Source organism: Paenibacillus riograndensis SBR5 (assembly GCF_000981585.1).
Lineage (GTDB): Bacteria > Bacillota > Bacilli > Paenibacillales > Paenibacillaceae > Paenibacillus_AQ > Paenibacillus_AQ riograndensis.
In genome coordinates, this window is record NZ_LN831776.1 from 229,134 (window position 1) to 254,144 (window position 25,011).

Genomic DNA, 25,011 nt, shown 5'->3' on the forward strand with positions numbered 1-25,011 from the left:
AGGAGCGGCCCTATGGCGTGGATCACACCCAAAGTTGACTGGCTACCAAATGACTATTACGCCTATGGTGACATGGATCGGGTTGAAAACAACATCAAGGAAATGGTCTCTATCATGCAGGAGAAGGGTGTGGCAGTAACTATAACGCCCGGCGTGACAACAAGAAATGAATGGTGGGTGCCCTTCGAAGACGATTTTAAACGTATCGAAAGCAACTTAGATAAATTAAGGCAGCCATACACACCGGTGGGATGGGTAGGCAGAGATCTGCCGTGGACGCCGGAGCAGCCATTTGGGTATGCCGATGCCAATAGGTGGGAACTTAATCTTTTGCTGCTGTGGCAGCATTATCATGGATAGGAGGGAACGTTGTGGCTTATAATCGTACAACCTGGGAAGATCGAGAGGTCGAGACGCCCCGGACCTATACACTAGAAAATAACCCTGATGGCACTGTTACGCTGGTGCCCGCAGAGGGTACGATACTGGCGGCAGGAACACCGTTGAATGCTGCGAACCTGAATAACCTTGAGAACGGGGTTTTGGGGCTTGAAGCGTCGATTAACCAGGTAAATCTCAACTACATTCGGCAGCCGGGTTTCGGCCCTGCCGTAGGTAATAAAGATTATACAATGTCGCTGTCCCCAAAGCCCACAGGGTACTATGAGGGTTTTTGGGTAACGATGGTTCCTCAAAACACCAACCTAGCAAACCCAACATTAAACGTTGACGGGCTGGGTGCAGTACCTCTAAAAGATCAAAGGGGCAACCCTTATCCTGCGGGCAGGCTGCTGGCAGGTAAGCCTTACTCTTTTCGTAAAGTAGGGCCGGATTTTTTGGCAGATAGCGCGGGGGGAAATGGTACGGCCCAGCCCGCGCATGTTCTAGAGCCCTACAATTTCACAAACGATAACGGGGAGTTTACGGGGACAATGCCAAACATCACGTCAAACAATGACCCAGCGCTCGGAGCTGGTAAATGGGGTAACGGTGATTTGGCAGTATACCCGCGCAAGGGGTACCGTAAAGGCGGTTCGGGCGAAGGGGAATTAAGAGTGTCAACAGCACAACTTCAAGCTGCTGATGGCTGGCTTAGATCAAATTACATTCTTGAGGGCGGAGATATATTCGGTACTCCTGGCGGAATAGCTAATAACTCAGCACGTAACCACCATATGCCAGGCACCGCAGTAACTGTATGGTCAGGAGACAGATTCTTCATTCGACCGCCGGCCGGATGGTTTAATGGAGATTCTTGGGTGACTTACCCCGTGCCGGGCCTTGTCCCCAATAATGTTCGTGCGGGGGTCGTTATCGGTGATATGACGGGAAATATGCGGGAATACTTTGGCGGGGCTTTTGCCATAAACTTTGTACAGGGTTTTGATAGTGGGACCACCGTTGAGATTTTTAGCATACCTGCAGGATGGACCAATGTCTCACTTGCTGGAATTGTTTCTACTCGATTAAGCTCTGTATCCGGTTTTAATGGTAGAGTTCAGTTACTTCTTAGGGATATACACGGTCAAGAATTACTTCTGTCAGAAAATAGCTGGGGCGGAGAGGGTTCTAACTGGCAGGATTCATCTGGTCTATTTATTGACCGAGTTAATAGGCAGATTACAACTGACGGCGAAGTTTCAGGGGCACCAGAATCACACGGTGGTTGGCAGGGTAACAGTGACATTGGCATGAATGGTACTTTCGCGAAACCATTTAACTTAGACAATAGAATCAGCCTAATATATAGAGTGATATCTGTTGTCTCTGCAGGGTATAGCACTGTATTTGTAAGAGGAAAAGTAGCTTACAACTAAATATCTTATGTTAAAGCCATACGCCTTAGCAGGCGTTTTTATTTTGCCCTCAGATTGTGTTTTGCTGCCTGGGGGCTACTTATTTATAGGGGTGGATCATGTGGAGCTTACAACGATTACAGCAATAGTTGCAGCAGTAAGCGGAGTTGTACTTGGATGGGTAACCCGAACATCTGCCTTTAAAAAGGACGTTGCTCAGGAAGCCGGGAACGGGGCTGCACTGCGTACAGACGTTGAGTACATCAAGCGCGGTGTAGATGATATCCGGGCTGATGTTCGGATGCAAGGGCAGCGGACGGATGTACTGGCCGAGCGAGTAACGCGAGTTGAGGAGTCGGCAAAGCAAGCTCATTTACGTATTAGCGAAATCCACAAGCAAAGGAGTGATGTGTAATGGATTTGCTGAGTGATGAGACTCTGGCCCTAGCTACTCTTGTAGCGGCATATGTCGGTGTAGCAAAAGGGCTGGGTTTAAAAGTTAAGTGGGTAAATCTGGCGGCTGTAGGGATTGCAGCCGTCTTTGTTTTGGTGCCGACGTCCATCCGGGAAAAAATCATAGAGATTTCTATCGTAGGCCTATCGGCTACGGGCACATACCAGTTGGCCAAAAAAAAGGAGGGCAAATAATGCTGACTTTAGAGCAAGTAAAGGCTAAGTCCGCAAAGCGCTTGGATGGCCTGCAGCCGGTCGTCAAAGCTGCTGCAACGGCACTCATTGAGCGCTGTTATGCCCGGGAAGTCAATATAGTGATTACCCAAGGCCTGCGGACCATTGCGGAGCAAGACGCGCTGTACGCGCAGGGTCGCACGAAGCCAGGCCAAATCGTTACTAATGCCAAAGGCGGGACCAGTTATCACAATTATGGTCTGGCTATAGATTTTGCGCTGCTGCTGCCGAACGGGTCTAGTGTCTCCTGGGACACGACGCGGGACGGTGACGGTGATAAGGTGGCGGATTGGTCGGAGGTTGTGCAAGAGGCTAAGGCACTGGGCTTTGAATGGGGCGGGGATTGGACCAATTTTAAGGACCTCCCACACTTTCAAATGGTGTTCGGTCTTTCGACGGCGCAGCTGCGGGCGGGTAAGGAGCCAACAGCAGCACAGATAAAAGCGGCATATGCCGTCATTGATAAATTACAAGGGGAGGCAGCGGAGGATATGAGTAAAATCGCAGAGCTGGAAGCGCAAGTCAAGGAGCTGGCACAGGCAGTGGAGGGTCTGACCAAAAGCAAGGATGTGCTTAAGGAGCAAGCCCTGCAGCAGGCAGGGGAGATCAAGGAGTTGGGTACCGCAATCCTAGAGCTGACAGATACCACTCCGCCAAAGTGGTCCTTGGAGGCCATTCAGGCGCTACATGATACGCCGTCTGTTATTAACGGTCAGCCGGTCATTGATACGCCGGACAAGGCAACAAAAACAGAGGCGCGGATTTTTACAGTATTATACCGGTTGGGCTTGGCCCGCTTGAAAGGAGATAAATAAAATCCCAAGCGTTTGGGATTATGAAAAGCCCTGCTGACCAAAATAGTCGGCAGGGCTTTTTTTTAGTTTGTTTTGAACCAGACACCACCAGAACCGTCATACTTTCTAGCAAAACTTATGACCGGTGAAGGATCATCCTTCTTGACCTGAAATGCTACCCACCCCTCTTTGGACGAACCCGCATATACCTTTGCGTCTATATTGGGTTCAGGGAGAACTATTGACATTAAATAGTCGTAATCGGTTCCGGAACTGGAAACAAGCTTAAAATCTCCATTCCAAACGTCTACCGCTGCATCCGTACTTTTTTTATTGGAAATAATCTTAACATTCGCTTTTGCCAAAATATATTCATAGCCATCTTTTGCCGGGCTGTTAAGCGAATTCGCTTCACTGATCATTTTCCATGCTTCATCCCCGCGTATGATTTGAGTGATTGAAACTTGACCGGTATACTTTTTCAGAGCGCTATCGACTGTAAATGATTGAGTAGATCCAATAGCTGCCGGCTTTGTACGGCTTGACTGCCCTGTGTCATTCGTAGAAGGGGCAGTTGTTGCGCTTCCTTTGCTGGTAATAGTGGCTGTTTTGGTTTTGCTGTCATACTTCACAGTTGCTCCTAATAGATTTCCAACATCTTTCAGTGCTACGTAAGGAGCGCCTTTAATCTCTTGAATATCAGCGGACGTAGTCTTTCCATCTACAATCAGCTTGAACTTTGTAGCTGCATAGGCTCCGGCGGTAAATGAAGAGACAAGGACAAAGCTGGCAATAGCAGCGGTAATCAATTTCTTTTTTTTCATATGTATCGTACCTCCATATTGTTTTGATGGAGATAGTTTATCAAATATAGGTAATATTTACTATATTATTTTACATATAATAGTACACTCTAAAAAAATCCCCCACCATAGTTATGTTGGCAGGGGTTAAAGTATTAAACCTCAAACTCTCCCCACCCAGGGGGCAACGGATCTTCTGATGCTTCCTCCAATGCTTCCGGCTCCACAATCAGCAGCAACGGCTCCCCGATGTCCACCAGTGCGCCTATACGCTTGCTGTAGCCCTCAAACGTTCCGACAGTAACAACCTTTCCTGTCCGACCGCCAAACCCGCTTTCGTGGCCAGGCGCGATCCGCACGGGCAGCTCCGGCTTCAACTCTTCCCACTTCATAAGGTTGGTGCCCTCCCGGTCAGCCGAAGGGATTCTTCACGGATGTGCAGCTCACTGAGCCAAGCGGCATCTTCTGTGGCTGCCGCCATGTTGGAGAGCTGTCGCAGCTTAAGGGTGTCCCAGCAGTACCGGGCGTTGACGGCCAGACACTGCTGCAGCTCCACCAACTGTTCCATGGTCCACGGTTGGGCGTGGTACAGCTCCGCAAGTATTACGTGTACGGGCAGCATCACCACTTCACCAGCAGTATAATAATGTTCGCAACGCTTATTATCAGGGCGGCATAGGTCATAACCGAGGTGATTTTTTGTTTAACGGTCACGTTTCATCGCTCCTTATCGTTATGTTATAATTGAGAGGAAAGGCGGCCCTTGTATTTCATCCCCCTACGCCTTAGCCCCTTTCGGGGCCAAGGTTTCGGGATAACTTACCTACTCAGCAAGTAGATGAGGGTGAGGATTGAGTTTATCAAGCCGATGATTGCCGTCACCGTCTTGACTGTTTCAGCTCGTTCCTCTTTCCGCCTTTCGTGTCTCGATTTATCCAATATGTTCACCTCCTCTCTACATCTATAATTATATACGATATTCGTATATATGTCAACGATTATCGTATATAATTATTCGAGGTTCGTTGAATTTTTTACGGAAATCAGGTATATTATAGTCGAGGTGAGCATATGTTAAGACTCAAACTGGACAAGCTACTTTATGAAAAAAGGCTCAATGCAAACCAACTATCTAAAATGACAGGAATACGGTACCCCACTATCTCAGATATGGCTGATAACAAATCAAAAGCATGGTCCCCCGAAAATCTCAATAAGATTATGATTGCTTTAGGACTGAAAGACATTTCAGAATTGATTGAGTATGTAGAAGAGCCGCCACAGGAGTGATCCTGGACGGCTCTTTTGCTGCTCAGGAAAAGTATGTAGATTTCGACAAAAAGGTTTCACAATGTATAGCTATGTCTATACAAAATCCCGGGAGAGAGCCGACCGGCTCAAGGCAATAACATTAGCTCATATAAGTCCTCCATTTGACACCCTAGAACGTGGGCTACTGTGGCGGCAGCGTCATAAGACATCATCTCCCTATCGTTAACCCAATTGGAGATTTGCTTTGGAGAATATTCAGCCCTACGTGATAATTCGGCTTGCGTCATTTTGGCTCTGGCTAATAGGTATCTTAGTCGGCATCTCCCTCGGGAGAGCTTCACTCACGGTCCTCCTTTTTAGAGGTCGGTTTCGAGCGAATTATACCATATTACGTTAAGAATACCAATAATCATATATGGTAAAATGTTTAGAAATAGCGAACTCATGTTCCTGTTTGTAAATCTATGATATAATCCTAATACATAATTCATAACAACGGAGGTGCCGATAGATGCGAGCCATTGATTTGGGGGATCTATCTCAGGCGGCAGATATAAAATCCGCCTGCATGTTTATCGCGTGGAAGGTGGATCAGAACTTATATGAAGGAAAAGATTTGGGAGCTGAATTGAAGGAGTTGTTGATCAATATCGTAGAATTTGAAAACACTCTGTCTAGCGGAATAGTTGATGATCTTAAGACACGGATTAAGTCATGATTAACCGACATTTGAGCAAAACATTAAAGGACCGCCACAGGAATGACCTGGGCGGCTCTTTTATCTTCTATATGTAGCTTGCAGGGTTTTCAACAGTGTAACTTCGGCTCCATATGGAGTAAAGTAGAAGACACCTTGTCGGGTGTCTTTTTTCATTTCTGTGGCTGTTTTGGACTATACGTGATAGTTAAAGAGCTTGCTATGCCGCGGTATCAGGGGCTTAGATCAGTAATAGACTGACTCAATAATAAAAAAAGCGGCAGCCCAGGAGGAGAAAAGAAGTCCCAGACTACCACTGTTTTAAATTTATCGTTTTCCGTCAGCTCAATTGCGGGGTTACACAGGTATTCACTTGCTCGCTGCTTCGCATTACTTTTACTTAAATAGACTTATTCCAACAGTAACTCTTCGACATTTGTGCCGAATATGTTGTACTGAAATGAGCATACTAGACCACTCCTCTAAATATCATAATATTTCATAGTATATAGGAAGCTGTTTCCCTTGGATGGTTAAGAGGAAAATGATGACCATATGGAACAACATCAACCTTACCAAGATGTAATGGAGCAGAATAGCGTCTATCTTGATCTCCCCAAATAATATGAAGATTATACCCTGGTACTTTGGTGAAATCACCCTGATAGTCTTTCGATAGAACCCGGTTGAGCTGAAGAGTTGTATTTAAAATTCTAGGCGAAGTAAAGCTGCTGCGTATTTTTGCAATATAATGTTTCGGAATGCTCTCCGTATTTTCAAACAGACCATTACCAATTAAATAACGTTCTAATGAATTAGCTGTTGCTAACTTCAATGCCCATTTGTTCATAAATGGAGGAGCATTAAACGATTTAGAATTTTTTTTCGCAACAGGCGGCTGAAGTAAAGTAATAGTATTCTTCGTATCTATATACTCTCGCCCTAACGCTTCCAGCAGAATAACCGCTCCGAAGGAATGGCCGATCCAATGTGCGCCATGAGTAGCTTTTCCTAATAAATCATTCACTACATTCAAATAGAGATCCAGAAGAGGTGTCTCCCGCTTAAAAGGGGACCGTCCTAAACCTGGAAGATCCGGAATCCATACGGGTCGACCCGTTTTTTCATGAAGCTCTAGTCCTAAAGGAAATAAATCCTCTCCATCACTCAACAAACCGTGGAATAAAATAAATGGCCTACCCTCTCCTTGTATTTGATAAATCACAGTGTTTCCGATTAAGGTTCGTTCAAATGCATGATTATGCTGGACTTTTGGGTACATCAAGCGATAATCCAAATCTGCTACTACGGCCGGGAAAAAATTCATAACACTCGTCTTATTAAACCAATCTTCCCCCATGATTTTTTTCGGTAAATCATTTGAAAACTTTCTATTTGTAATAAAGTTCAGTCCATCCGATGGAATTTGTGTGATTTTACTTAGCCCGCTTTTCATAAGTGCCTTCATGAAGCGAAGGGGCACAGAGATTTTAGGTGCTGCCATATTCATACTTTCTGACATAACGCCTAATAATTCAGATATATCCGGATCAAGCGGTTTGTCTGGAACAAGTGTATAGGTTTGAATAGACGATGTCTCCAGCTTAACAACCTGAACAATAAACTTCGCTAGCTCATCGTTTGAAATAAGTGGTAATTTATACCCCTTGCCTCCAGGAATAACTGGCATCAGCCCTCTTCGCATACTCTCCACAAGCAAGCCTAAGCCTGCTATCTGCTCCGTACTCCCTGTTGTACTGCTGCCGACTACGGTTGGCGGATTAATCACAGACAGCGGATAGCCGATTGCGGATGCCTGCTGGCGAATATACAGATCTGCTAAAAATTTGGTTTTTTCATAAGGGTTTTTTATTTTCAAATAGTCGTGCCCTTCTTTAAACACATCAATCGCAACCTTGCTATTATGATCATCAAAGGGGCTCATATATCCAACGACATGAATGAATTGCTGCAAACCCTTCAATTGATGGATACGTTTAGCGAGTTCACTGATATGCTTGGCACCGTTTAAAAATACAGAGGTTGCCTCTTGCGTTGTCGCTTGAATATCCATTTGTCCGCCTGCGTGAATAATAACATCTGTGTTCAGTACCCTCTCCTTATCTTCCTCGCTTAAACCTAAATCTGTTTTCGTCAAATCACCTTCAATAAAGTGCATGGCTGACTCGTTGAAAATACCATTTTCCTGAAAAACATGTGTTGCTTTACTTTTTGACCGCACTAAAAGAAAAATCATAACCTCCTCTTTAAGAAGCTCCTCCACAAGTTGCCTCCCAATAAAGCCTGTTCCACCTGTTAAAAATATTGTTCTCACTACATCCGCTCTCCTTTTTAGTACTGAATGGTACTAATTTTGTGTAAAAAAAATGCTTCTCTTATCGAAGCAAGTTGAAAAAGTGGCTGGCTGTTTTCGTGATCACCGTTGCATCCTTCAATGTCTCTGCAAGAAACAGTGCTCCTTCAAGATTCGTTATAAAAAGTGCCGCTACCTCGTCAATATGAATCGTATCTCTAAACTCGCCTTTTTCTGCTCCTTGTTGTAGTAATAGAGAGATTTTCATTTGTAATCCTGTGAAAAAGAGACCTATTTTTTCTTTGATGTGCGTAGCTTGTGCCGGAGTTTGAATATAAAGCGTAATAAATGGACAGCTACCCTTATACTCTCTGGACTGAACTCCCTGCGATAAATGCTTTAGAAACATCTGGACACGATCTTCAACTGATAATTGGTTCTGAGAAAGGATTTGATCCATTGCACGCTCATACGTTTCAATCCAATAATCAACGACCCCTGCTAACAATTCTTCCTTATCAGCGAAGTGATAATACACATTAGATTTTGATACTTTGCTTACACGTACTAATTCATCCATGCTTGTATAAGCAAATCCCTTTTCTAAAAATAATGTTGCCGCTACTTCAATCACACGTTTTTGATTCATTAATTTTACCTTTGTCATGACTAGAACTATACAGTACTAATTCGAACATTGCAAGTAAGAAGATAAATTCGATCATTTACGATCCACTCTTGATTAATATCATAACGTATTTGATCTACGGGAAAACCGTACAGGGATATCCTTAATTGATGACATTGAGGTGCATTTCCTGGAGCTGCCGAAGCTGGATGAACGTAGTGTTTCGTCTGAAGGCGGACTCATCAATTGGCTGTTGTTTCTAAAAGGTGCCGATACATCACACTGGGAGGTGCTGAAGATGAATGAACCAGGATTAGAAAAGGCGATGAAGCGTCCATGCTGGGTAGTGCGGAAATGGCGGGTATAAAAAAAGGGAAAATAGAAGTTGCACGGAATTTGTTAGCTATGGGGATGGATCATGCGGCTGTAGCTAAGGCTACCGGGCTTAGTGAGGATGAAATCCAGTCTATAAAGTTGTAACATTCCTATTCTTTAAGCCGATCATATTGAAAACAAGGATTCTGGAGGGCTCACCCAGGTCCTTGCTTCGTTTATAGCAACTCTCCGAAGGCAGTGTGTTCGAGGACTGCTGCGAGTATATTACCGTTTAATACTCCGTAGTACACAAGAATGTCCATGCGATTGTAGACCTGTACCAGTTATTGCTTGCTATTATAGGATTCCAAAAATTAAAATAAAATATTTTTGTGCTGTTTTTTTAAAAAAATATACCTGCTTAAAATAGCGGATGTGTATTTTGAAAATATGTAAACTTACTGCGTTATCCTGGATATTTAAAAAAAGGGTTCTACTAAGAACTATTTATCGAAGTGAACAATGGATTAGAATCTTGGTTTACCAGAAGCATACTTTTCTATAGTGTCTCAATAATTAATCATGAATGAGCTCATTTGCCGAAAATGGCAAGCGAGCATTTGGCAAAAAGGGGGGGGATAACAATGGTCCAAAAGTGAGGATTACCTGAAGACATAACCGTGCTGATGCGACAACTAGTCATGAACAGCCACATTCGTATGGCTGGCACTGTGCTGTACACGTACTTTATCCGGTGCTGGAAGTTGGATGATGAACATGCAACGTACTATATGCGGCGTTACTTTGAAAAGTACTTCGCTCAACAGTTGCAGAGACATCTTCAAAAGCTTAACAAAGCATAATCTATCTTACTTATGAGGGGATAACATCCATGAGTCAATCATCGTCAGGTAAGACTCGTACACACGGCAAACAACAAAACAACTACGCTTTCGCAGCTTAATAACCTGTGTGCGTGCTTCTACCCTGCATCGCCCATGTGACAGGGATAGGGGCTAACAAGTAGTGGGATACGCTGTCTGATCTCCGCCTGGGGTCAGCAGAAGAAGATAATCAGGCTGACCCTATAGCCGGTTACGGGGCGATACTCGGGTGACATCAAAACTGTGACTACACTCGTAGAAACTTATGTGCGTTATCTTCGGACAGGGGTTCGACTCCCCTCGGCTCCATATGGAGTAACAGCGAAAGACATCTTGATGGGTGTCTTTTTGTTTTGTTCTCTATTCATAGAGGTTGGCTGTAAGTTCTGGATGAGTTCATCTTATTCCAAAGTCAGTTACAATAGTTCTGGCTCCGACCCCAACAAGGTTAATAGCTCAATTTCTTCTGGAGTTTGCAGGGTGATCATCCTCTAAGCTTTAATCAATCTTCAATGAACTGAAAGGTATCTTCGCAGTATTTAATAAAATCATCAAACGAGGAAAAGACACTGAACGACGGGAATCTCTCATTTTTGTTCTGATTCCAAGTCAGATGCACAAGGTAATATTGACCTGTGCTGATTTCATGGAATAATACATCATCGGATGCATAACTTCGAGCAAATGCTGTTAGATCTTTTTGAAACAAACGATGCATTGCGCTCAGTTCGCTTTCCAACTCCTTCTCCAGCATTCCTTTAAATTGATCCTCTAGTATGTGCCATGGCTCTTTGAGTGTTGAATGCATGCGTACTTCCTTCTCTGCGGTGAGAATGATATCCTCACTTGATACATTCTGCAGAGCCTCTATAGCTGTTTGGATAGCCCGTTCAGCAGTATCTGATAAGGATTTCTGACTGAAAAGAGGACCCCAGAATCCCTCTTCATTCATGATTTCCTTTACATCAGGATCATGCTCAATCCACTTATAGATTAGAAAGGTAAATAGGCCATCTCGGTTACGCTTAATGATTTCTACCTTATATATTTCGCTTGGCGAATATATGACCTGAACGACTTCATCCATAGGTTCTCCCCCCGCTGACAAGCTATTAACCCAACTATACCAAAATGCGGAGGGAGGTACTGTATTAAAGCATACTAAACGGATTTATAACCAATTGATACGAGAGTCTTTTCAAATATATTTTTGGTTTCCATAAGCTGAACGCAGGGTGAGGTAGAGTTTTTTTGTATCTCTGTGAATAAACAACTTGGAGATGAACTTGCTGTCGAGAGTATTTAATAGTTGAACATTGGGTACTAAACTGATCCAGTAGACCTATAAACGTTTGGATACATGCTATATGGTGGAGATGTATTCTCCAGACACCTTCTAATACCAGTGTAGGGAGAATTGCGACAATCTCTTCGACACGCTCTTTATCCAACCTGCAAAGGGGTAGGGTACTAAACTTGGTCTCCGTCTGGATGATCAGGCTGAACCAACTTATACCCCTTTACGGGGGGCTTCTAGGGTGACATCAAAACTGTAACTACACTCGTAGAGGCTTATGTGCCGTTATCTTCAGACAGGGGTTTGACTCCCCTCGGCTCCATAAGGAATACCTAAAAGACACCCTTAGGGGTGTCTTTTAGTGCTTAATTCTGTTCTTATTAATAATGAACTTATCTAATAATGTGTATTAGTTGGAAAAAAACTAAATCAATCCGCAAGTCTTAGACGAGCAAAAGGCTCTAATTTTTTCCTCAATACAGACCAATTATTAAATATATTTATTTGAGGTGAGGTATCTCTCTCTAGTAAATCTTTTGCATCATCGATATGACTAATGCCATATAAAGAGTAAAAGTATTCCTCAGCATCACAAACAGATTTTTTTGCTATTTCCAAGAATTTTTCGGAGGTAATGATTCCTTGCGCTTTGAAGAAAATGTTAGTCTTTGCACAATCTATATTAATTGCACTCCTTATAAAAGAAGGGAGGTAAGGAGAAAAGTGACTATTAGTAGTCCCCTGCCCCTCCTTTTTGAAAATTAAAAATAAAGTATGTATGGAAATAACAAATAAAGTGAATATATCATCGATACTCTTAAGAATCTGGCATATACGGTTATCTTCAGAAAGTAAAACTAATATCTCATATATTAATCTAGAAATGGCAAAAGCATCGGCATCCATTTCTAAAGTCTGCAAATCTAAGAGGCTCACACATGAATTTTCATGATTTAATGCATTTGTTTTGTGATTTGAAGAATTAAGATACATTATATGTCCATTATAATGGTGGCCAATTTCATGAAGTATAATAAACTTTATTGCAAACATAGCCATATACTCGGCTATTATCCTCCTTTCTTTATTAAAGGGATACTTAATTGTATAGTCGTATTGTTCATTATCAAAATGATAGTATAGATTAGTATTAAAGATAAGCTCATTAGGAGGGAGATAAGGTAATACTGAACAATGACAAAGCATTTCATAAAAAACTTCAAATGTAGAAAATACGACGCCATCATTTATAGAAATATAATCAGTTTCATCTTTGTGGAAAGCTTCGCCATCAAAGAAAAATAATGTTTGGAAATTGAAACTAAATGGATACTTTTTTTCTAAAGACAGATCATTATTAATTTCCTCAACTAAGTTGATAGCATAGTTTTTAAAATATTGGAACCCAGTGTGTTCGGGAGATGTACTAACGTTAAAAATTGAAAATTCTGTGATGCCAAACATGAAGTCCATCCAATTAGCTCCTTCTAAATTGTTGAATCGAACCGTACAAAAACATTTTTAATGATGCTTTTTTGATCGGGAAGCTGCGGACTTAAATCTTTGTTTAAATACATTATACTTCTAGTAATCTGATTACCTTGAAAAAGAAAATCTAAACCCAAGGTTATACAACTTCCATCTATTAATCCCAACTCTTCCATTGTTAAATCGTGTTCTGTTTTTTCATCAAATCTATTATTGTTAATTAAAAAATAAGGTTTTATTTGTACAGTTCCCTTATGTTCCTTTGTAATCTCGTGAAGTTTAAATAGTCGTCTGACTAATAATAACAACATGGAAACGTTTAATTCTTTAGATATTTTCAAATTGTATATTCGATCATGCCCGTGATAATAAAATAACACATTGATTGGTTTGCCCTTTAATTTTTCTTGAATAGCATCTAATTCCCCGTTTATTTGCAATAGATAGTCATAATAAATTCTGTTTTCGGGTATTTCGCATAATACTCGAAAGTTTGCTTTAACTTGTTCAGGAAATCTTTGACACAAACCAATCCAATAATCTTTTCCATATATATCTATATCAGGATGAATGGACTGGAGTTTTGTGAACTGATCGCCTGTTAAGTTTTCGTTAGAGCAGATTATATAATTTGACCAAGGAAGTATGTTTTTTAATTGAATGGCACCTCGTAAAGAAGAACAAGCATTTGTAATGTTGAATTTGCTTCCTTTTAATGTACTTTTACATTGAAAAGCTGTTTTGTTTTTCTTGTAGTACAGGTCAATCCCCTGCTCAGGAGGCCGCCGTCTCTCAATTTCATCAGTTCTATAATTTAATTTAAGTAATTTTAGACAGAAAGATTCCCAAATATCGGAAAAATTGTTTTCTTCATTTATAGTCAAAAATGGTGGAGTTAATAAGTATCTTTGCATCTTTTATTCAATCCTTATTTTTAAATGTTAAATTCCAGATAATAAAGGCTTAGAAAGCATAGTTTAATTATAAATTATAACACTAATGTAACAGAAAAACTGTAAATATAATGATATTTAGCTAGCCCAAAGAAGCTCCATTTTACGGGGGGCTTCTAGGGTGACATCAAATCCGTGACTACACTCGTAGAAGCTTATGTGCCGTTATCTTCGGACAGGGGTTCAACTCCCCTCGGCTCCATATGGAGTAAGTAAAGAAGCCATTAACCAGTATTCTGGTTGGTGGCTTTTTGGTATGTTATAATAAAGCCAAATTCGAATCGGAGGTTAGTCCTAATGACTGTGGATCGCAAGCAACTCCAAGAAATACTCAAAAAGGCTAATCAATATGCACGTAAGCAAGCCAAAGAGTCGGGAGCATCCATTTACTATATAAAGAACAACAAAAGGGTTCGTGAGGATGCGGAAGGCAATAAGTTCGAAATTGTTTATGACTCGGCCGGCAAGAGACAAGAGTTTGCCTACCATGATTGAGACAAGACCCGTAATGACGGTATTTGCCGGCACTAACGGGGCTGGAAAAAGTACGCTCAGCATGCAGATGAAGAGCTGGTTAGGTGAATTGGTTGATCCTGATCAAATAGCCCGGGAACTAAAGCCGGATAACCCGAGAGGTGCCGACCTCTCTGCCGGAAGAGAAGCAGTGAGAAGAATTCGCTCGCTCATTAAACAAGCTCAACCTTTTGCTATCGAAACGACGTTGTCAGGTACATTTGTGCTGAAGCATATGCAAATTGCTAAAGAAAACGGTTATGAGATTGTTATGTATTATATTGGGCTTCAGGATGTGCAAATGCATATAGATCGTGTTGCCTCACGTGTGGAGCAGGGGGGTCATTGGATTGCTGAAGAAGATATCCGTTGGAGGTACGGTCAATCTTTACAGAATCTAACGCCAGCTTTGGCCATTGCAGATCAAGTTATTATCATTGATAATACTTATGAACCTACAATTGTTGCAGAAATAAAGCATAACAACATGGTTTATTGTGTGGAGAATGTACCTGCCTGGTCTGCAGCGATTGTCTCTGGATATTAGTCAATTTGACATCAAAACTGTAACTACACTCGTAGAAACTTATGTGCCGTTATCTTCGGACAGGGGTTCGACTCCCCTCGGCTCCATATGGAGTAAAGTAGAAGACACCTTATCTGGTGTCTTTTTTCGTTATGTGGCTATTTAGTGCAAGACTAATCTGGTTCAACTAAAAAGGTGTATACATCTTTGCAAGGTTCAGAATCTAAGGAAAATGAAAATAAACCCGTAATCTCAAACCATATGGTTTCAAGATACGGGTTCATTTAATTTATATAGCTTACCCAGTATTCTTTTCTGGATAGCACCATTTACAGCCATTATAGCCTTGAGTAAAGTAAGTTTGGGCATTATCAGTATCAATTCTATGATATGGTTTAATTTCTTCAATTCTGCAACGTGACTCTACTTTAGCGGTTTTGTGAACTTCCTTTGTATTCGTATTTACTATATAAGTCGCCATAGCACACCTCCTTTTAAATGTATTTTACTGTATATAGATACATAAAACAAGAACATTTGTTCCTTTTTTATTGTTCACCTTGTTATGTATAATTATTAGCTGATCTGTCACTGTTCGTTGTTTTAAATCTAGTAAACAGGGAACACTAGTATTGTAGATTTGAAAGGGGGAATAGGAATGGGAGCTTGTCGTATATCAATGGTAAGGATGGACACAGTGGGAAAGCATTTTCCGAAGAAAAGAGAAACGTTGTCTGAATATACAGCACTAGAAAATGCCTATCTTGATGGAATGAGAGAAATATTGAGCGAGGTAGCTGCTAGAAGACATCTTGAAATATGGGGAATGCGTTCTAACAATCCTCATATCAGAAAAGCTAGCGAAGAGTCATCTTATGCAATTGACCGCTTACGCAGTAGCTTGAACGAGACTCAATGTGAATTGTACGGATTAATGGAGGAGGCTATGAGCACAGAACAGGGTCTTGAAGAAGAGGAAGCTTTTGTGATTGGATTTTTGGAAGGATACCGCTTTATAAAAGAGCTCCAAAGATCGGGCGGAGGTCAGACTCTGGTTTAGAATTTAGCACCCGACATGCTATAATAATAGTAATTATTCAACCGGAGGTGTCCAAGATGCGATGGGATGAAGTTCAGGAGAGGTTTCCGAATGAATGGGTCGTTCTTGAGGCGACTAATGCCTATTCTAAGGAAGGCCAGCGTTTTATTGAAGAGATGTCCGTGATCGACTCCTATGAGGACTCTACCAAAGCATTGAAGCGGTATAGTGAACTGCACCAGGAAGACCCTCACAGAGAGTATTGTTTCTTTCACACCTCCCGTCCTGAGGTTGTAGCGCGAGAACGGTATGTGGGGATTAGAGGTCCAAGATGAATATAACATTTTCCTCTTATTGACTGATAACCTTGATACAAATAAATATTTTCATTATCAGGAAATAAATTTGATACCGAGGCATTACTTTCGTCGATCAAGGGAATGAGACGAAGGTCATTGAAATGTTCGACGCGGAAAGCTCCAACCCCGTCGAGTTCCAGCAAGCAGGCTGGCAAGCGATTATGGACAATATTTCAAAGCCTGTACCGAACAAAACTAATCATCGCGAAGAAGACGCCGGGGAAGGTGCCCGGCGTCTTCCATTGTTAATCCAAGTATGAGTGCGCTCTCCGTTATCCTTAACCTTGAGCTGCATCCGTGTTCATGTAGTTGATTGCCCACATATGGCCGTCCAAGTCCTCGAAGGCCCAATGATACATGAATCCATAATCCTCAGGTTCTTCGTACGATTTCCCGCCCAAGGAGACAGCAGTATTCACGATTTCATTCACTTTTTCTCGGCTCTCGAAGGCCAATGCGATCGTCATTTGCGCATACTTTTCCGTATCAACGGTTTCCTTCTGCGTGAGCGACTTTAAAAGTTCTTTGGTGAGCAGCATGACCTGCAGGTTGTCGCCGATCACGATGGCTACCGACTTCTCATTATCGGGGAATTGCGGGTTGAGCTCGAATCCGAGTCCGGTGAAGAACGCCTTAGATTGTTCTACGTTGTTTACAGGCAGATTGAAGCTCGTGAATGTGGACATTAATGCCATTTTTAAACACCTCATCGTCAGATTGGTTTGTTGTCATTGATGCCTTCGTTTATTTAGACGAAAGCCGATCCGGGAATCCATAGGTCTACTTGATTCCTGACACTCCTGTATTGTTGTAATTCCCCAACCACAACAAAAGGAGTAAGCGAATGCAAACCCAGTATATCAACGAACTTCTCAACATACCAGAGTTACACGTAAGCCAGATTCTGTTTGTCGATCACAATGAACTTCATATCGACGCCACTTCCGTCGCCCATCTTCAAAGCTGCCCGATCTGCGGAAGCCGTTCCACAGATTAGCGAGCAGATGCAAGCCAAAGCTTGGGCAGCAGCCAAAACGATGACCGGATTGGTGCTTGGCGTGGATGACTTTGCGATCAAGAAAGGGCACACCTACAACATTTCTTTCTGCATCAAAATAAAACGCTGCACTCTTTTCATCCCCGCCTACTCCAATCAAATAAGCGAAGTATTCTAATGTGGCTCCTACAACTCCGCCCCCTTATACCCCATCTTCCGGTAACCCTTCACTCTCTTCCTGAACATCGCCATTAACATAGGGACCTGAAGGTCGATATAATCATATATTTTTACTTCTTCTTTATTCGCGTGACTTCGGTGCAGACGGCCTGCATATTGCTGCAAGGTGCCTGACCATGAGATAGGATGGACAAGGAATAAGGTGTCCAGTCTGGCATCGTCGAAGCCTTCGCCGATCAGCTTGCCGGTAGCGATAACTACACGTTCTTGATCGTCTGGAATAGAAGCGATTTGGGCGCGTAGGGCCTCTCTCTGTTTTTTCCCCATTCTGCCGCTAAGTACAATCACATTCTTGGCAAATGCCTGCAATCTCTTTGCAAAATATTCAGCATGGGCGGTACGTTCAACCAGCAGCAGCGGAGAGCGGCCTTCATCCAGGCAGGTAAGCAAATCGTCAAAAATAAGGGTGTTGCGTTCTTCGTTATCTACAAGCAGCTGATAGATGTCCTGAATACCGGACACTTTTTCTTCCGGCTTGATTTGAAAATGGGTATACCGGGGCACAACTCTTAATGAAAATCCTCTGGAACTGCTTAAGGTTTTGGCGTCTATCTTCATTAGCACCGGTCCAAGCTGGAATCGTACGATTGCTTCTTGTCCGTCCTGGCGTTTAGGGGTGGCAGTTAGGCCAAATACATATCTTGCTTTGACTTCCCGCAGAACCTGTTCGAAGCTGTAGGCTGATACGTGATGGCATTCATCCACAATGACTTGGCCGTATTCACTTACGAAGGGTTTAACATTCCCTTTATAGTTGAGGCTCTGAATGACAGCAATGTCGATAATGCCGGTCCGTTTGTTTTTGCCGCCGCCGATCATACCGATAGAATGTTTAGGAACTTCGAGAAAAGTCTGCAAACGTTCCTGCCATTGTTCCATAAGCTCCCGGCGGTGCACCAGAATAAGGGTGTTTGTTTTTCTTGAAGCGATGATGCTGGCGGCTACGACGGTTTTACCGAATGCGGTTGCCGCCGAGAGAACGCCCATATCCCGGTTAAGGATCGCTCTGGCTGCTGTATCCTGAAGAGTGGTCAGTGTGCCGGTGAATTCTGCTTCTATTGGAGTTCCTGAGGAACGCCGATCGTCAAGGGATACTTTCACATGATTATGCTCGAAAAAGGATAACAATTCCGGCAAGCATCCTCTTGGAAGAACTATGTAACTCTCTAGATCCTCTGCGCATGAGATCACCCGGGGTTTACCATAGGTGGAGAGCCGCATCGCTTGTGCTTTGTAAAAATCGGGATTGGAGAACGACGCCAATTTGATCAGAGCATGAATCGCACTTGAGGGAAGTCCAGACTTGAGGATATACAGACGGTCTGAGTATAGAATCTGTATTTCAGCAGGCAAAGCTTCCATCAACACCGGCTCATCCTGAACGCAGCTCTCCCGTACCTCTGCTAGTCCGATCCCCTCATCGCCAGATGCTGCTATCAGGGCGTCATTATTAAAAAGCCCGCGCTCCCCGTGCTTGTATATAAATTGCTTTACCTCGTCTTCGCCCATCCTGCCAAGTTCGGATAATATACCCCATTGGTCAGCATAGGGCTCAAAGCGTTCATCAACAAAGACGCTGTTTCCCTGTTTACGCGGCCCGCCTTGAAGCGGTAGAGCAATAAGGTTGCCAAATCCGCCTTTGGGCAGCGTATCCTGATTGGGAAACAGGCGGTCATAGGATTCCATGCCGATCTGATATCTTTTGTTCATAGCTAAACTCAGCAAAGTCATTCCAAATCTTCTGGCGATCGCTGCCTCAATATTTTGACGGAAGAAAATCCAGATGTGCCCCCCATTGCCGGAACGCGAGCGCTCTAAGAGCGCGGGGATTTCATGACTTTTACATAGCTGCATCACAGCGGCAACGTCCTGCTTCCAATCATGCTTGTCAAAATCCATGGCCAAAAACCAGCAGGTCTCATCCGGCAGCATGGGATATATACCAATCGTTCGGTCCTGCCTTGCATCTAAGTGGGCGGACAGCACTTCACTTGTAAGAGGCATGAAGCTCTGGTGTTTGCAAACGGAGCATTTCACTCGGGGTTTCTCACAAACGGAAGTCCACTCATTGGAACAGGCGGGCGAGTATCCGGATTTTCCCTGCTTATTGCTCCAGCGAATCGGATATACATCATCTCTGCCACGAAAATAACTTCTATAAAGGGCAAGCTTGTCCCCTACGGTGGAGTATTGGTGAACATTGGTTTCTCCTACAGTTGGTTCTTTGCGTACTTTTGCCGGAGAGGTGAAATAAGAAGTTATTTGCTCATTCGTACTTGTTATATTGTCATCATCTACAAGCCCCAGCAGACTTCTTAACCGGGCGATTTCCTGCTTAAGTTCTTTAATCTGCGTCAGAGCTGCACTATATTTATCTTCAATATTATCCATTGATAAGCCCTCGTGATTTGTTTTTTTTATTATACCAGTAAAAAAACGGACCGTTTTACGACGGGCATCAGGTTAGCTCCATATCTGAAAAGCCCAACCGAGAGGTTGGGCTTTGATCTACACGATAGTGGAACCTCATTTAGCATGCTTATCTGGCTGATGAATACCGAATGTATTCCCTTCGGTGTCCAGGTAATAGCCCTGCCACGCCATCCCAGGTAATGCATACTTCGGCAATGCGAGCTTGCCGCCAAGTTTCAAAATTATTGCTTCAGTAGAGTCGTAATCCTCCACGCCCATAGTACAAGCATAACCATTCATAGCTTGTCCGGGTTCTGGAGACGCACCCCGGCGCTGCATCAAAGCCCCATTGATGCCGAGTTCACCCGCATCTCCCGTAGTAGCTCCGAAATAGGGCATTCCAGCATATTCACTCCAATCCTCAAAGGTCCATCCGAATACCTCACCATAAAACTTCTTAGCACGTTCCATATCATCTACATGAATTTCGAAATGAACTAATCGGCCCATGATCTCCTCCTGTGTTTTGACTTCCAATATCATGCCTTTATTATACTTTCCTTTTTCGCTAAATATATAAAATTTAATCAAAATTAAAAGACACCGAGTAATGGGTTAGTGCTTCAAGCACCAGCCCAGCACCGGTAAGGTGCTGGGTCACTATTTTCTTTTTTAAAAACATGTAAATGACACAATGCTTCTGAGATCGACTCCAGTAAACACCCATATCCGGCCGGTCCATCTAAAACCTGCAACGGATGTACGCCCTACAAAAGTTGGGAATAACCAGAACGCGTCCCCATTTCTCAGCCACACAAATGTGTTACGGAATAAACAACCGGAAATAGCTCCGGGGTCGATGGCGAACGCTGTAGCAGCGGGTTGTGCTGGTGTGAATTGTGGAGGAGGGGAGGACGGTGGCTGCACTGTTCCTTGTGGTCCTTGAGGCGGCATAAATGCCATAAGATTTCACTCCTTAATTAGAGGATTAGGCTTGAGGAGGCCTATATTAATGAAATGGCGAGCAAATTGAACAGCACCAGGGGTAAAACAACATCACTTTGAAAACCAGGAAAGAAACCTCGACCAGTCATATGGTTTGGTAGTCTTAAGTATAGAATTCCTCTTTCGCAGAGGATAAGTAGTCCTTCAAAAACATCACCATCTACCGTCTCCACTCGAACAAGTGAATTACCATGGGTTTTGGCTATATTGGCTACATGATCTTGAATGGATTTTAAGTTCTGCCTAGTAGTTGGATCCATTCGAAACAGTGTTTGTTCCTGTTGTCCCTGCTGTTGCAAGCTCATGGTCGTTACCTCCTTTTGATTCATGCGTTTTCTCCATTCTATGCAGAAGCCTATATGGAAGTGACGATGGGGAATCCTTCCTTTCCAGCAGCTTGATCTCACTAACAAATTCATAGACCATATCATGACAGGTCGCTCCAAACTAGAGCATCAGATTATCTATATATTCTCCATAGTATCGCCATTTCTATGCTTCTTCCGGTATTGGGCCGGTGTCATTCCATACATCTTTTTGAAGATGGAATAAAACGTGTTCAGCGACGAAAATCCGGAATTTTGAACGATGGGCTCAATCGGCGAGTCGGAGGCAAGTAACTCCTGACATATGAAATTTAGGCGCTTCTCCGATATCTTGTCCGTAATGGACTGGTTTGTCTCCGCTTTATACAAACTGCGGAAATAATTTACGGACAATCCCAAATGATCGGCCAGCATTTTTGCGGACAGGTTCGGATCGGTTAATTGTTCTTCAATGAACCGGTCCGCCTGCTCGATCAGGGCCACGTTTTTGGACAGACTGCGGGCAGCCACAATGTCTTCGAGCGTCTTGGTTACCAATGCTTCTATCCATGGCACCACGTTTTCCATCGTCTCCTGCTGAGTGATCTGTTTCTCGATGGAAGTCAGCCCCCATGAACTGGGCAGCGGCTGGCCGGAGTGCTCTTGCATGAGCCGGCGTATATCCATAAACAAGGTAATCAACGACATTTTACATTCAAAATAGGGCATGCCTCGCAGCTTGCCTACGGCTGAGCGTATAACTTCCAGAACCGTATCCGCATTCCCCTTGGGAAGAGCCTGAGCGATCTGCCGCTCTTTGTTCACTGGCAGATGATACAGTTCTCCGGGCGCGTCGGGCAGCCATGCTTTCACGATGAGCGCTCTGTGTCCGAACCGGAACCGCTCCTGCGTCAGTTCATACGTCTCCATATATATCTCATGCATGTCGGTCAGGCTGGGCAGTATCCTGCCCCAAGCGGCAGTTGTTCCCACTGACAAATACTGTTCTATTAACTGTTGGGATACCTGCAGCTTCTTCGCATATTCTTCGGACAATGGAGCGGATAAGACAACTGCCACGTGATCGTCCCCCATGTCCACCGTTTGCAGCTTGTGCTTGGACGATTGCAGCGACTCTTGGATAATATTGGACATCGCAAATCGGAGCAGACGCCGGTCCTTCTCCGGGTAGGTCTCCGAAAATTCCGAGAAGTGGTCAATCCGGAAGATGGCCACCGACAGCTGATCTTTGGGCAGATCGATTCCCCATTCTAGAAATTGAGAACCTATTTCCTCTGCTGAATGGTAGGTCTCCCCCAGAAAATCCCGTAAAAACCTCTCTCTGCCCAAAAATTTATTAAGCCGCCATTGCTCGGTCAGTTCATTAATCTGATTACGTTGGTCTATAAACACATTGGATAAGTAGTCAAGTTCATTTGTGCTATATCCTAGACCGGGCTTTTCAGCTTGATGCTGCCGCATCACTCGGCTAATCAGTTCTTGAATAGGCGAGTACACCCGTTTGGAAATCAGAACGATAACGGTTAAGGATGCTACGAACAGGGCGAAGAACAAGAACAGGCTTGTGTTGCGAAGAACAGTGATTTTTCCCAAAATGACAGACTTCGGTATCGTTTCGATAAAGGTCCAATCCTGGATTCCTTTGATGGAGGCGCTTGCGTAAACCATTAGCTGTTCTCCCTGAGTCCGGGGCTGAAAGAGCTTCCATCCGCTTGCTCCCTTACTCCCGTGGTTTCTGAGCTCCGCAATTTGTTCCTGATTCAAAGGAGTACTGCTATACACCGTCTCATCCCGGTCATTCAGAACCGTAACCGACCTGTTGGCATAATTCGAATTATTCTGAAGCAGGGTCATGAGATTATCAGTATCTACATTCATAACGAAAGCGGAGATGGAACTGCCCTTTTCGTAAAATCTGATGATGGTCGTCACCTCTTTGGGCTTATTCCCGGTAAGAGGGAGGGACAAGGTTCTTGGAATGAGAACGCTGTGGTTCGCTGTAACTGGATTCCGTAAGCGCTTAATAATGTCCTGATCGTAGAAAGCTTCCGCATCATTTAATCCAAGTCTGGAATCGACTACCGTATTCGTGTAATCGTTGATGAGGTATACCGAATCGATAGCCGGATTGGCGTTCTTAATGTCCATAAGCCGGCTCCACACCTCGAACGTTTCAAAATCGCTGTATTGATCCGAAAGGGCATATACCTTAAGGGTGCTGTCATTGCTGGAGGAGAAGCTGAATTCCAGCGCCCATTCCATCAGTCGCGCCGTGTTTTGGGCGCTGTTCACCAGCAGGGATTCGGAATGATCGCCGATCTCTTCCAGAAGCGTTTTGGAAGACTGCCAATAGAGCAGCGCAAAAGATATGCCCAGCACCAGAACGTTTGCACTGACAAAATAAAAAATGAGCTTCATATAAGTAGGATGCCTCTTCAGCGATGCGAGGAGTGGATGTCTGAATTTCATTGGTCTGGAACCTCCGTAATCATAACTGTCGAGCTCATAAAATGTAGATTAATTATAGCATACCGGGCATTTCCGTCTTCAGAATCGTTTATTTTCGAAATAGTGTTGTTTTTAGGAAGTTCGTAAAACTGCGCTTGCAGGAGAAATTGGAGCTTTTCGGAATTGCCGTTGCAGCAAGGGCTTGGTAAGTTAACGGCATAGATAACGGGACGCTGATGCGATTGCCGGTCTTGATGAAAGGGGGGAGATAAAAAGATGCAATACCAACTTAACGCAAGTAAACGGTCCAAGCTGAAGCATATTGTTCAAAATCCTTTTCTTTATGCTATGGCCGTGCCGGGGCTGCTGTTTTTTCTCGTGTTCAGTTATTTTCCCATATACGGGATTATGATCGCCTTCAAGGACTATAATTTTGCCAAAGGAATTACGGGAAGCGATTGGGTCGGTTTTAAAAACTTCGATTATTTTTTTACTTCGGATGATTTCTGGGTCATTCTGCGCAACACGCTGGTGTTGAACATACTGTTCATTTTGTTTACTACAGTGGCTGCAATTTTAATTGCTCTTATGTTCAATGAAATCCGCAATAAGTATTTCAAACGAATTTCGCAATCTCTCATTTTCCTTCCTTATTTTATGTCCTGGATTGTGGTAGGAATGATTGTCCAATCCTTATTCGGCGGGGAAGAGCCGATGATCAATACCTGGCTGCAATATATCGGCTTGGAACCGGTCAACTGGATGTTTGAGTCGAAGCTTTGGCCGTACATTCTGACGGTTATCCGTGTGTGGCAAGGAGCCGGTTATCTTTCGATTATTTTTCTGGCCGCGATTACCGGCATATCGGAGGATTTGTACGAGGCTGCCCGGATTGACGGGGCATCCAAGCTGCAGATTGTGCTGCGCATTACGCTGCCGCTGCTCGTTCCTACCATCATGATTATGACTTTGCTGGCCGTAGGTAAGATTTTCAACGGGGATTTTGCCATGATCTATGCCATCATTGGAGATAACTCCATGCTGTATCCGACTACCGACGTTATTGACACCTTCGTATTCCGTTCCATGAGACAGCTGCATGACTTCGGCATGTCTTCGGCGGTGGGCCTGTTCCAGTCGATCATGGGTCTGATCTTCGTCATTACCGCCAACTGGATAACCCGAAGGGTGTCTAAAGAATCTGCTTTATTCTAGGAG

Annotated in this window: 29 protein-coding genes, 1 other RNA gene and 1 pseudogene; 15 read left to right on the top strand and 16 right to left on the bottom strand. The window is 43.6% G+C overall.

Annotation, left to right across the window (positions count from 1 at the left end):
* Window positions 1-12 precede the first annotated feature (12 nt).
* Genes PRIO_RS01145 through PRIO_RS01165 form a run of 5 tightly spaced genes read left to right on the top strand, consistent with a single transcriptional unit; the run spans window position 13 to window position 3,298 of the window.
* A complete protein-coding gene (locus PRIO_RS01145) occupies window positions 13-360 on the top strand; it encodes a hypothetical protein (RefSeq protein ID WP_020425749.1) in 348 nt (115 codons plus the stop codon).
* A gap of 11 nt (window positions 361-371) precedes the next feature.
* Window positions 372-1,817 (top strand): hypothetical protein, encoded by a 1,446-nt coding sequence (locus PRIO_RS01150; protein ID WP_020425750.1) that lies wholly within the window; start codon window positions 372-374, stop codon window positions 1,815-1,817.
* A gap of 7 nt (window positions 1,818-1,824) precedes the next feature.
* The gene (locus PRIO_RS01155; protein WP_020425751.1) at window positions 1,825-2,211 is read left to right on the top strand and encodes a hypothetical protein; all 387 of its coding nucleotides are present in this window, start codon (window positions 1,825-1,827) and stop codon (window positions 2,209-2,211) included.
* A complete protein-coding gene (locus tag PRIO_RS01160; RefSeq protein WP_020425752.1) occupies window positions 2,211-2,444 on the top strand; it encodes a hypothetical protein in 234 nt (77 codons plus the stop codon). Before PRIO_RS01155 ends, PRIO_RS01160 begins: the two co-directional genes overlap by 1 nt.
* Window positions 2,444-3,298 carry a M15 family metallopeptidase gene (locus PRIO_RS01165; RefSeq protein ID WP_052741401.1) on the top strand — a complete coding sequence of 285 codons (855 nt, stop codon included), beginning with the start codon at window positions 2,444-2,446 and terminating at the stop codon, window positions 3,296-3,298. The genes PRIO_RS01160 and PRIO_RS01165 overlap by 1 nt, the downstream gene beginning before the upstream one ends.
* Before the next feature lie 62 nt (window positions 3,299-3,360).
* Here PRIO_RS01165 and PRIO_RS01170 read toward each other — a convergent pair whose 3' ends face one another.
* The 3 genes from PRIO_RS01170 to PRIO_RS01180 form a co-directional block, all read right to left on the bottom strand.
* Window positions 3,361-4,101 (bottom strand): stalk domain-containing protein, encoded by a 741-nt coding sequence (locus PRIO_RS01170; protein ID WP_020425765.1) that lies wholly within the window; start codon window positions 4,099-4,101, stop codon window positions 3,361-3,363.
* 134 nt (window positions 4,102-4,235) lie between these two features.
* Window positions 4,236-4,472, bottom strand: a complete 237-nt coding sequence (locus tag PRIO_RS01175; protein WP_020425764.1) for a hypothetical protein — start codon at window positions 4,470-4,472, stop codon at window positions 4,236-4,238.
* Window positions 4,469-4,702: a DUF7667 family protein gene (locus PRIO_RS01180; RefSeq protein WP_020425763.1), complete on the bottom strand. Its 234-nt coding sequence runs from the start codon at window positions 4,700-4,702 to the stop codon at window positions 4,469-4,471. Before PRIO_RS01180 ends, PRIO_RS01175 begins: the two co-directional genes overlap by 4 nt.
* Window positions 4,703-5,151: 449 nt before the next feature.
* Between PRIO_RS01180 and PRIO_RS01185 the strand changes: the two genes are divergently transcribed.
* Window positions 5,152-5,370, top strand: a complete 219-nt coding sequence (locus PRIO_RS01185) for a helix-turn-helix domain-containing protein (protein WP_020425760.1) — start codon at window positions 5,152-5,154, stop codon at window positions 5,368-5,370.
* A 107-nt stretch (window positions 5,371-5,477) separates the two neighbouring features.
* Here the strand turns inward: PRIO_RS01185 and PRIO_RS01190 are convergent, their stop codons facing one another.
* The gene (locus PRIO_RS01190) at window positions 5,478-5,693 is read right to left on the bottom strand and encodes a helix-turn-helix domain-containing protein (RefSeq protein WP_020425759.1); all 216 of its coding nucleotides are present in this window, start codon (window positions 5,691-5,693) and stop codon (window positions 5,478-5,480) included.
* Between the two features lie 170 nt (window positions 5,694-5,863).
* Between PRIO_RS01190 and PRIO_RS01195 the strand changes: the two genes are divergently transcribed.
* Window positions 5,864-6,070 (top strand): hypothetical protein, encoded by a 207-nt coding sequence (locus tag PRIO_RS01195; RefSeq protein ID WP_020425758.1) that lies wholly within the window; start codon window positions 5,864-5,866, stop codon window positions 6,068-6,070.
* Window positions 6,071-6,548: 478 nt separating this feature from the next.
* On the opposite strand, the gene PRIO_RS01200 is transcribed toward PRIO_RS01195, so the two are convergent.
* Entirely contained in the window at window positions 6,549-8,384 is a 1,836-nt protein-coding gene (locus PRIO_RS01200; protein ID WP_020425757.1) for an alpha/beta fold hydrolase, read from the bottom strand.
* 61 nt (window positions 8,385-8,445) lie between these two features.
* Window positions 8,446-9,012 carry a TetR/AcrR family transcriptional regulator gene (locus PRIO_RS01205; protein WP_020425756.1) on the bottom strand — a complete coding sequence of 189 codons (567 nt, stop codon included), beginning with the start codon at window positions 9,010-9,012 and terminating at the stop codon, window positions 8,446-8,448.
* A 97-nt stretch (window positions 9,013-9,109) separates the two neighbouring features.
* Here PRIO_RS01205 and PRIO_RS37575 point away from each other — a divergent pair.
* Window positions 9,110-9,471: pseudogene (locus tag PRIO_RS37575) on the top strand (PD-(D/E)XK nuclease family transposase); the annotation flags it as partial.
* A gap of 714 nt (window positions 9,472-10,185) precedes the next feature.
* Window positions 10,186-10,492: a transfer-messenger RNA gene (gene ssrA / locus PRIO_RS34320) on the top strand.
* A gap of 200 nt (window positions 10,493-10,692) precedes the next feature.
* Here ssrA and PRIO_RS36495 read toward each other — a convergent pair.
* From PRIO_RS36495 to PRIO_RS01230, 3 genes are all read right to left on the bottom strand, one after another.
* Window positions 10,693-11,277, bottom strand: coding sequence for a hypothetical protein (locus PRIO_RS36495; protein ID WP_020425754.1), 585 nt, complete (start codon window positions 11,275-11,277; stop codon window positions 10,693-10,695).
* Window positions 11,278-11,916: 639 nt separating this feature from the next.
* A complete protein-coding gene (locus PRIO_RS01225; protein ID WP_046500884.1) occupies window positions 11,917-12,960 on the bottom strand; it encodes a hypothetical protein in 1,044 nt (347 codons plus the stop codon).
* 14 nt (window positions 12,961-12,974) lie between these two features.
* The gene (locus PRIO_RS01230) at window positions 12,975-13,859 is read right to left on the bottom strand and encodes a hypothetical protein (RefSeq protein ID WP_167345568.1); all 885 of its coding nucleotides are present in this window, start codon (window positions 13,857-13,859) and stop codon (window positions 12,975-12,977) included.
* A gap of 366 nt (window positions 13,860-14,225) precedes the next feature.
* On the opposite strand from PRIO_RS01230, the gene PRIO_RS01235 reads away from it, so the two are divergent.
* Both PRIO_RS01235 and PRIO_RS01240 read left to right on the top strand, forming a co-directional pair.
* A complete protein-coding gene (locus tag PRIO_RS01235) occupies window positions 14,226-14,423 on the top strand; it encodes a hypothetical protein (RefSeq protein ID WP_020430878.1) in 198 nt (65 codons plus the stop codon).
* Entirely contained in the window at window positions 14,416-14,988 is a 573-nt protein-coding gene (locus PRIO_RS01240; RefSeq protein ID WP_020430877.1) for an ATPase, read from the top strand. The genes PRIO_RS01235 and PRIO_RS01240 overlap by 8 nt, the downstream gene beginning before the upstream one ends.
* Before the next feature lie 277 nt (window positions 14,989-15,265).
* Here the strand turns inward: PRIO_RS01240 and PRIO_RS01245 are convergent, their stop codons facing one another.
* Window positions 15,266-15,448 (bottom strand): hypothetical protein, encoded by a 183-nt coding sequence (locus PRIO_RS01245; protein WP_046500889.1) that lies wholly within the window; start codon window positions 15,446-15,448, stop codon window positions 15,266-15,268.
* A 207-nt stretch (window positions 15,449-15,655) separates the two neighbouring features.
* Between PRIO_RS01245 and PRIO_RS01250 the strand changes: the two genes are divergently transcribed.
* The 3 genes from PRIO_RS01250 (at window position 15,656) to PRIO_RS37395 (ending at window position 16,625) form a co-directional block, all read left to right on the top strand.
* Window positions 15,656-16,027: a DUF6809 family protein gene (locus tag PRIO_RS01250; RefSeq protein ID WP_167345569.1), complete on the top strand. Its 372-nt coding sequence runs from the start codon at window positions 15,656-15,658 to the stop codon at window positions 16,025-16,027.
* 56 nt (window positions 16,028-16,083) lie between these two features.
* Window positions 16,084-16,341: a hypothetical protein gene (locus PRIO_RS01255; RefSeq protein ID WP_020426471.1), complete on the top strand. Its 258-nt coding sequence runs from the start codon at window positions 16,084-16,086 to the stop codon at window positions 16,339-16,341.
* A gap of 125 nt (window positions 16,342-16,466) precedes the next feature.
* Window positions 16,467-16,625, top strand: a complete 159-nt coding sequence (locus PRIO_RS37395) for an SRPBCC family protein (RefSeq protein ID WP_197545488.1) — start codon at window positions 16,467-16,469, stop codon at window positions 16,623-16,625.
* 18 nt (window positions 16,626-16,643) lie between these two features.
* On the opposite strand, the gene PRIO_RS01260 is transcribed toward PRIO_RS37395, so the two are convergent.
* From PRIO_RS01260 to PRIO_RS01285, 6 genes are all read right to left on the bottom strand, one after another.
* On the bottom strand, window positions 16,644-17,060 hold the full coding sequence (locus PRIO_RS01260) for a VOC family protein (RefSeq protein WP_020426472.1): 417 nt from the start codon (window positions 17,058-17,060) through the stop codon (window positions 16,644-16,646).
* Between the two features lie 191 nt (window positions 17,061-17,251).
* The gene (locus PRIO_RS35305; protein ID WP_141639048.1) at window positions 17,252-17,443 is read right to left on the bottom strand and encodes a hypothetical protein; all 192 of its coding nucleotides are present in this window, start codon (window positions 17,441-17,443) and stop codon (window positions 17,252-17,254) included.
* 105 nt (window positions 17,444-17,548) lie between these two features.
* Complete coding sequence (locus tag PRIO_RS01270; protein WP_020426474.1) at window positions 17,549-19,993, bottom strand: TOTE conflict system archaeo-eukaryotic primase domain-containing protein; 2,445 nt, start codon at window positions 19,991-19,993, stop codon at window positions 17,549-17,551.
* Window positions 19,994-20,128: 135 nt separating this feature from the next.
* Entirely contained in the window at window positions 20,129-20,524 is a 396-nt protein-coding gene (locus PRIO_RS01275) for a VOC family protein (RefSeq protein WP_020426475.1), read from the bottom strand.
* Window positions 20,525-21,018: 494 nt separating this feature from the next.
* Window positions 21,019-21,324 (bottom strand): hypothetical protein, encoded by a 306-nt coding sequence (locus PRIO_RS01280; RefSeq protein ID WP_020426476.1) that lies wholly within the window; start codon window positions 21,322-21,324, stop codon window positions 21,019-21,021.
* 159 nt (window positions 21,325-21,483) lie between these two features.
* A complete protein-coding gene (locus PRIO_RS01285) occupies window positions 21,484-23,814 on the bottom strand; it encodes an AraC family transcriptional regulator (protein ID WP_081487097.1) in 2,331 nt (776 codons plus the stop codon).
* Window positions 23,815-24,069: 255 nt separating this feature from the next.
* On the opposite strand from PRIO_RS01285, the gene PRIO_RS01290 reads away from it, so the two are divergent.
* On the top strand, window positions 24,070-25,008 hold the full coding sequence (locus tag PRIO_RS01290) for an ABC transporter permease (RefSeq protein ID WP_046500897.1): 939 nt from the start codon (window positions 24,070-24,072) through the stop codon (window positions 25,006-25,008).
* Window positions 25,009-25,011 lie beyond the last annotated feature (3 nt).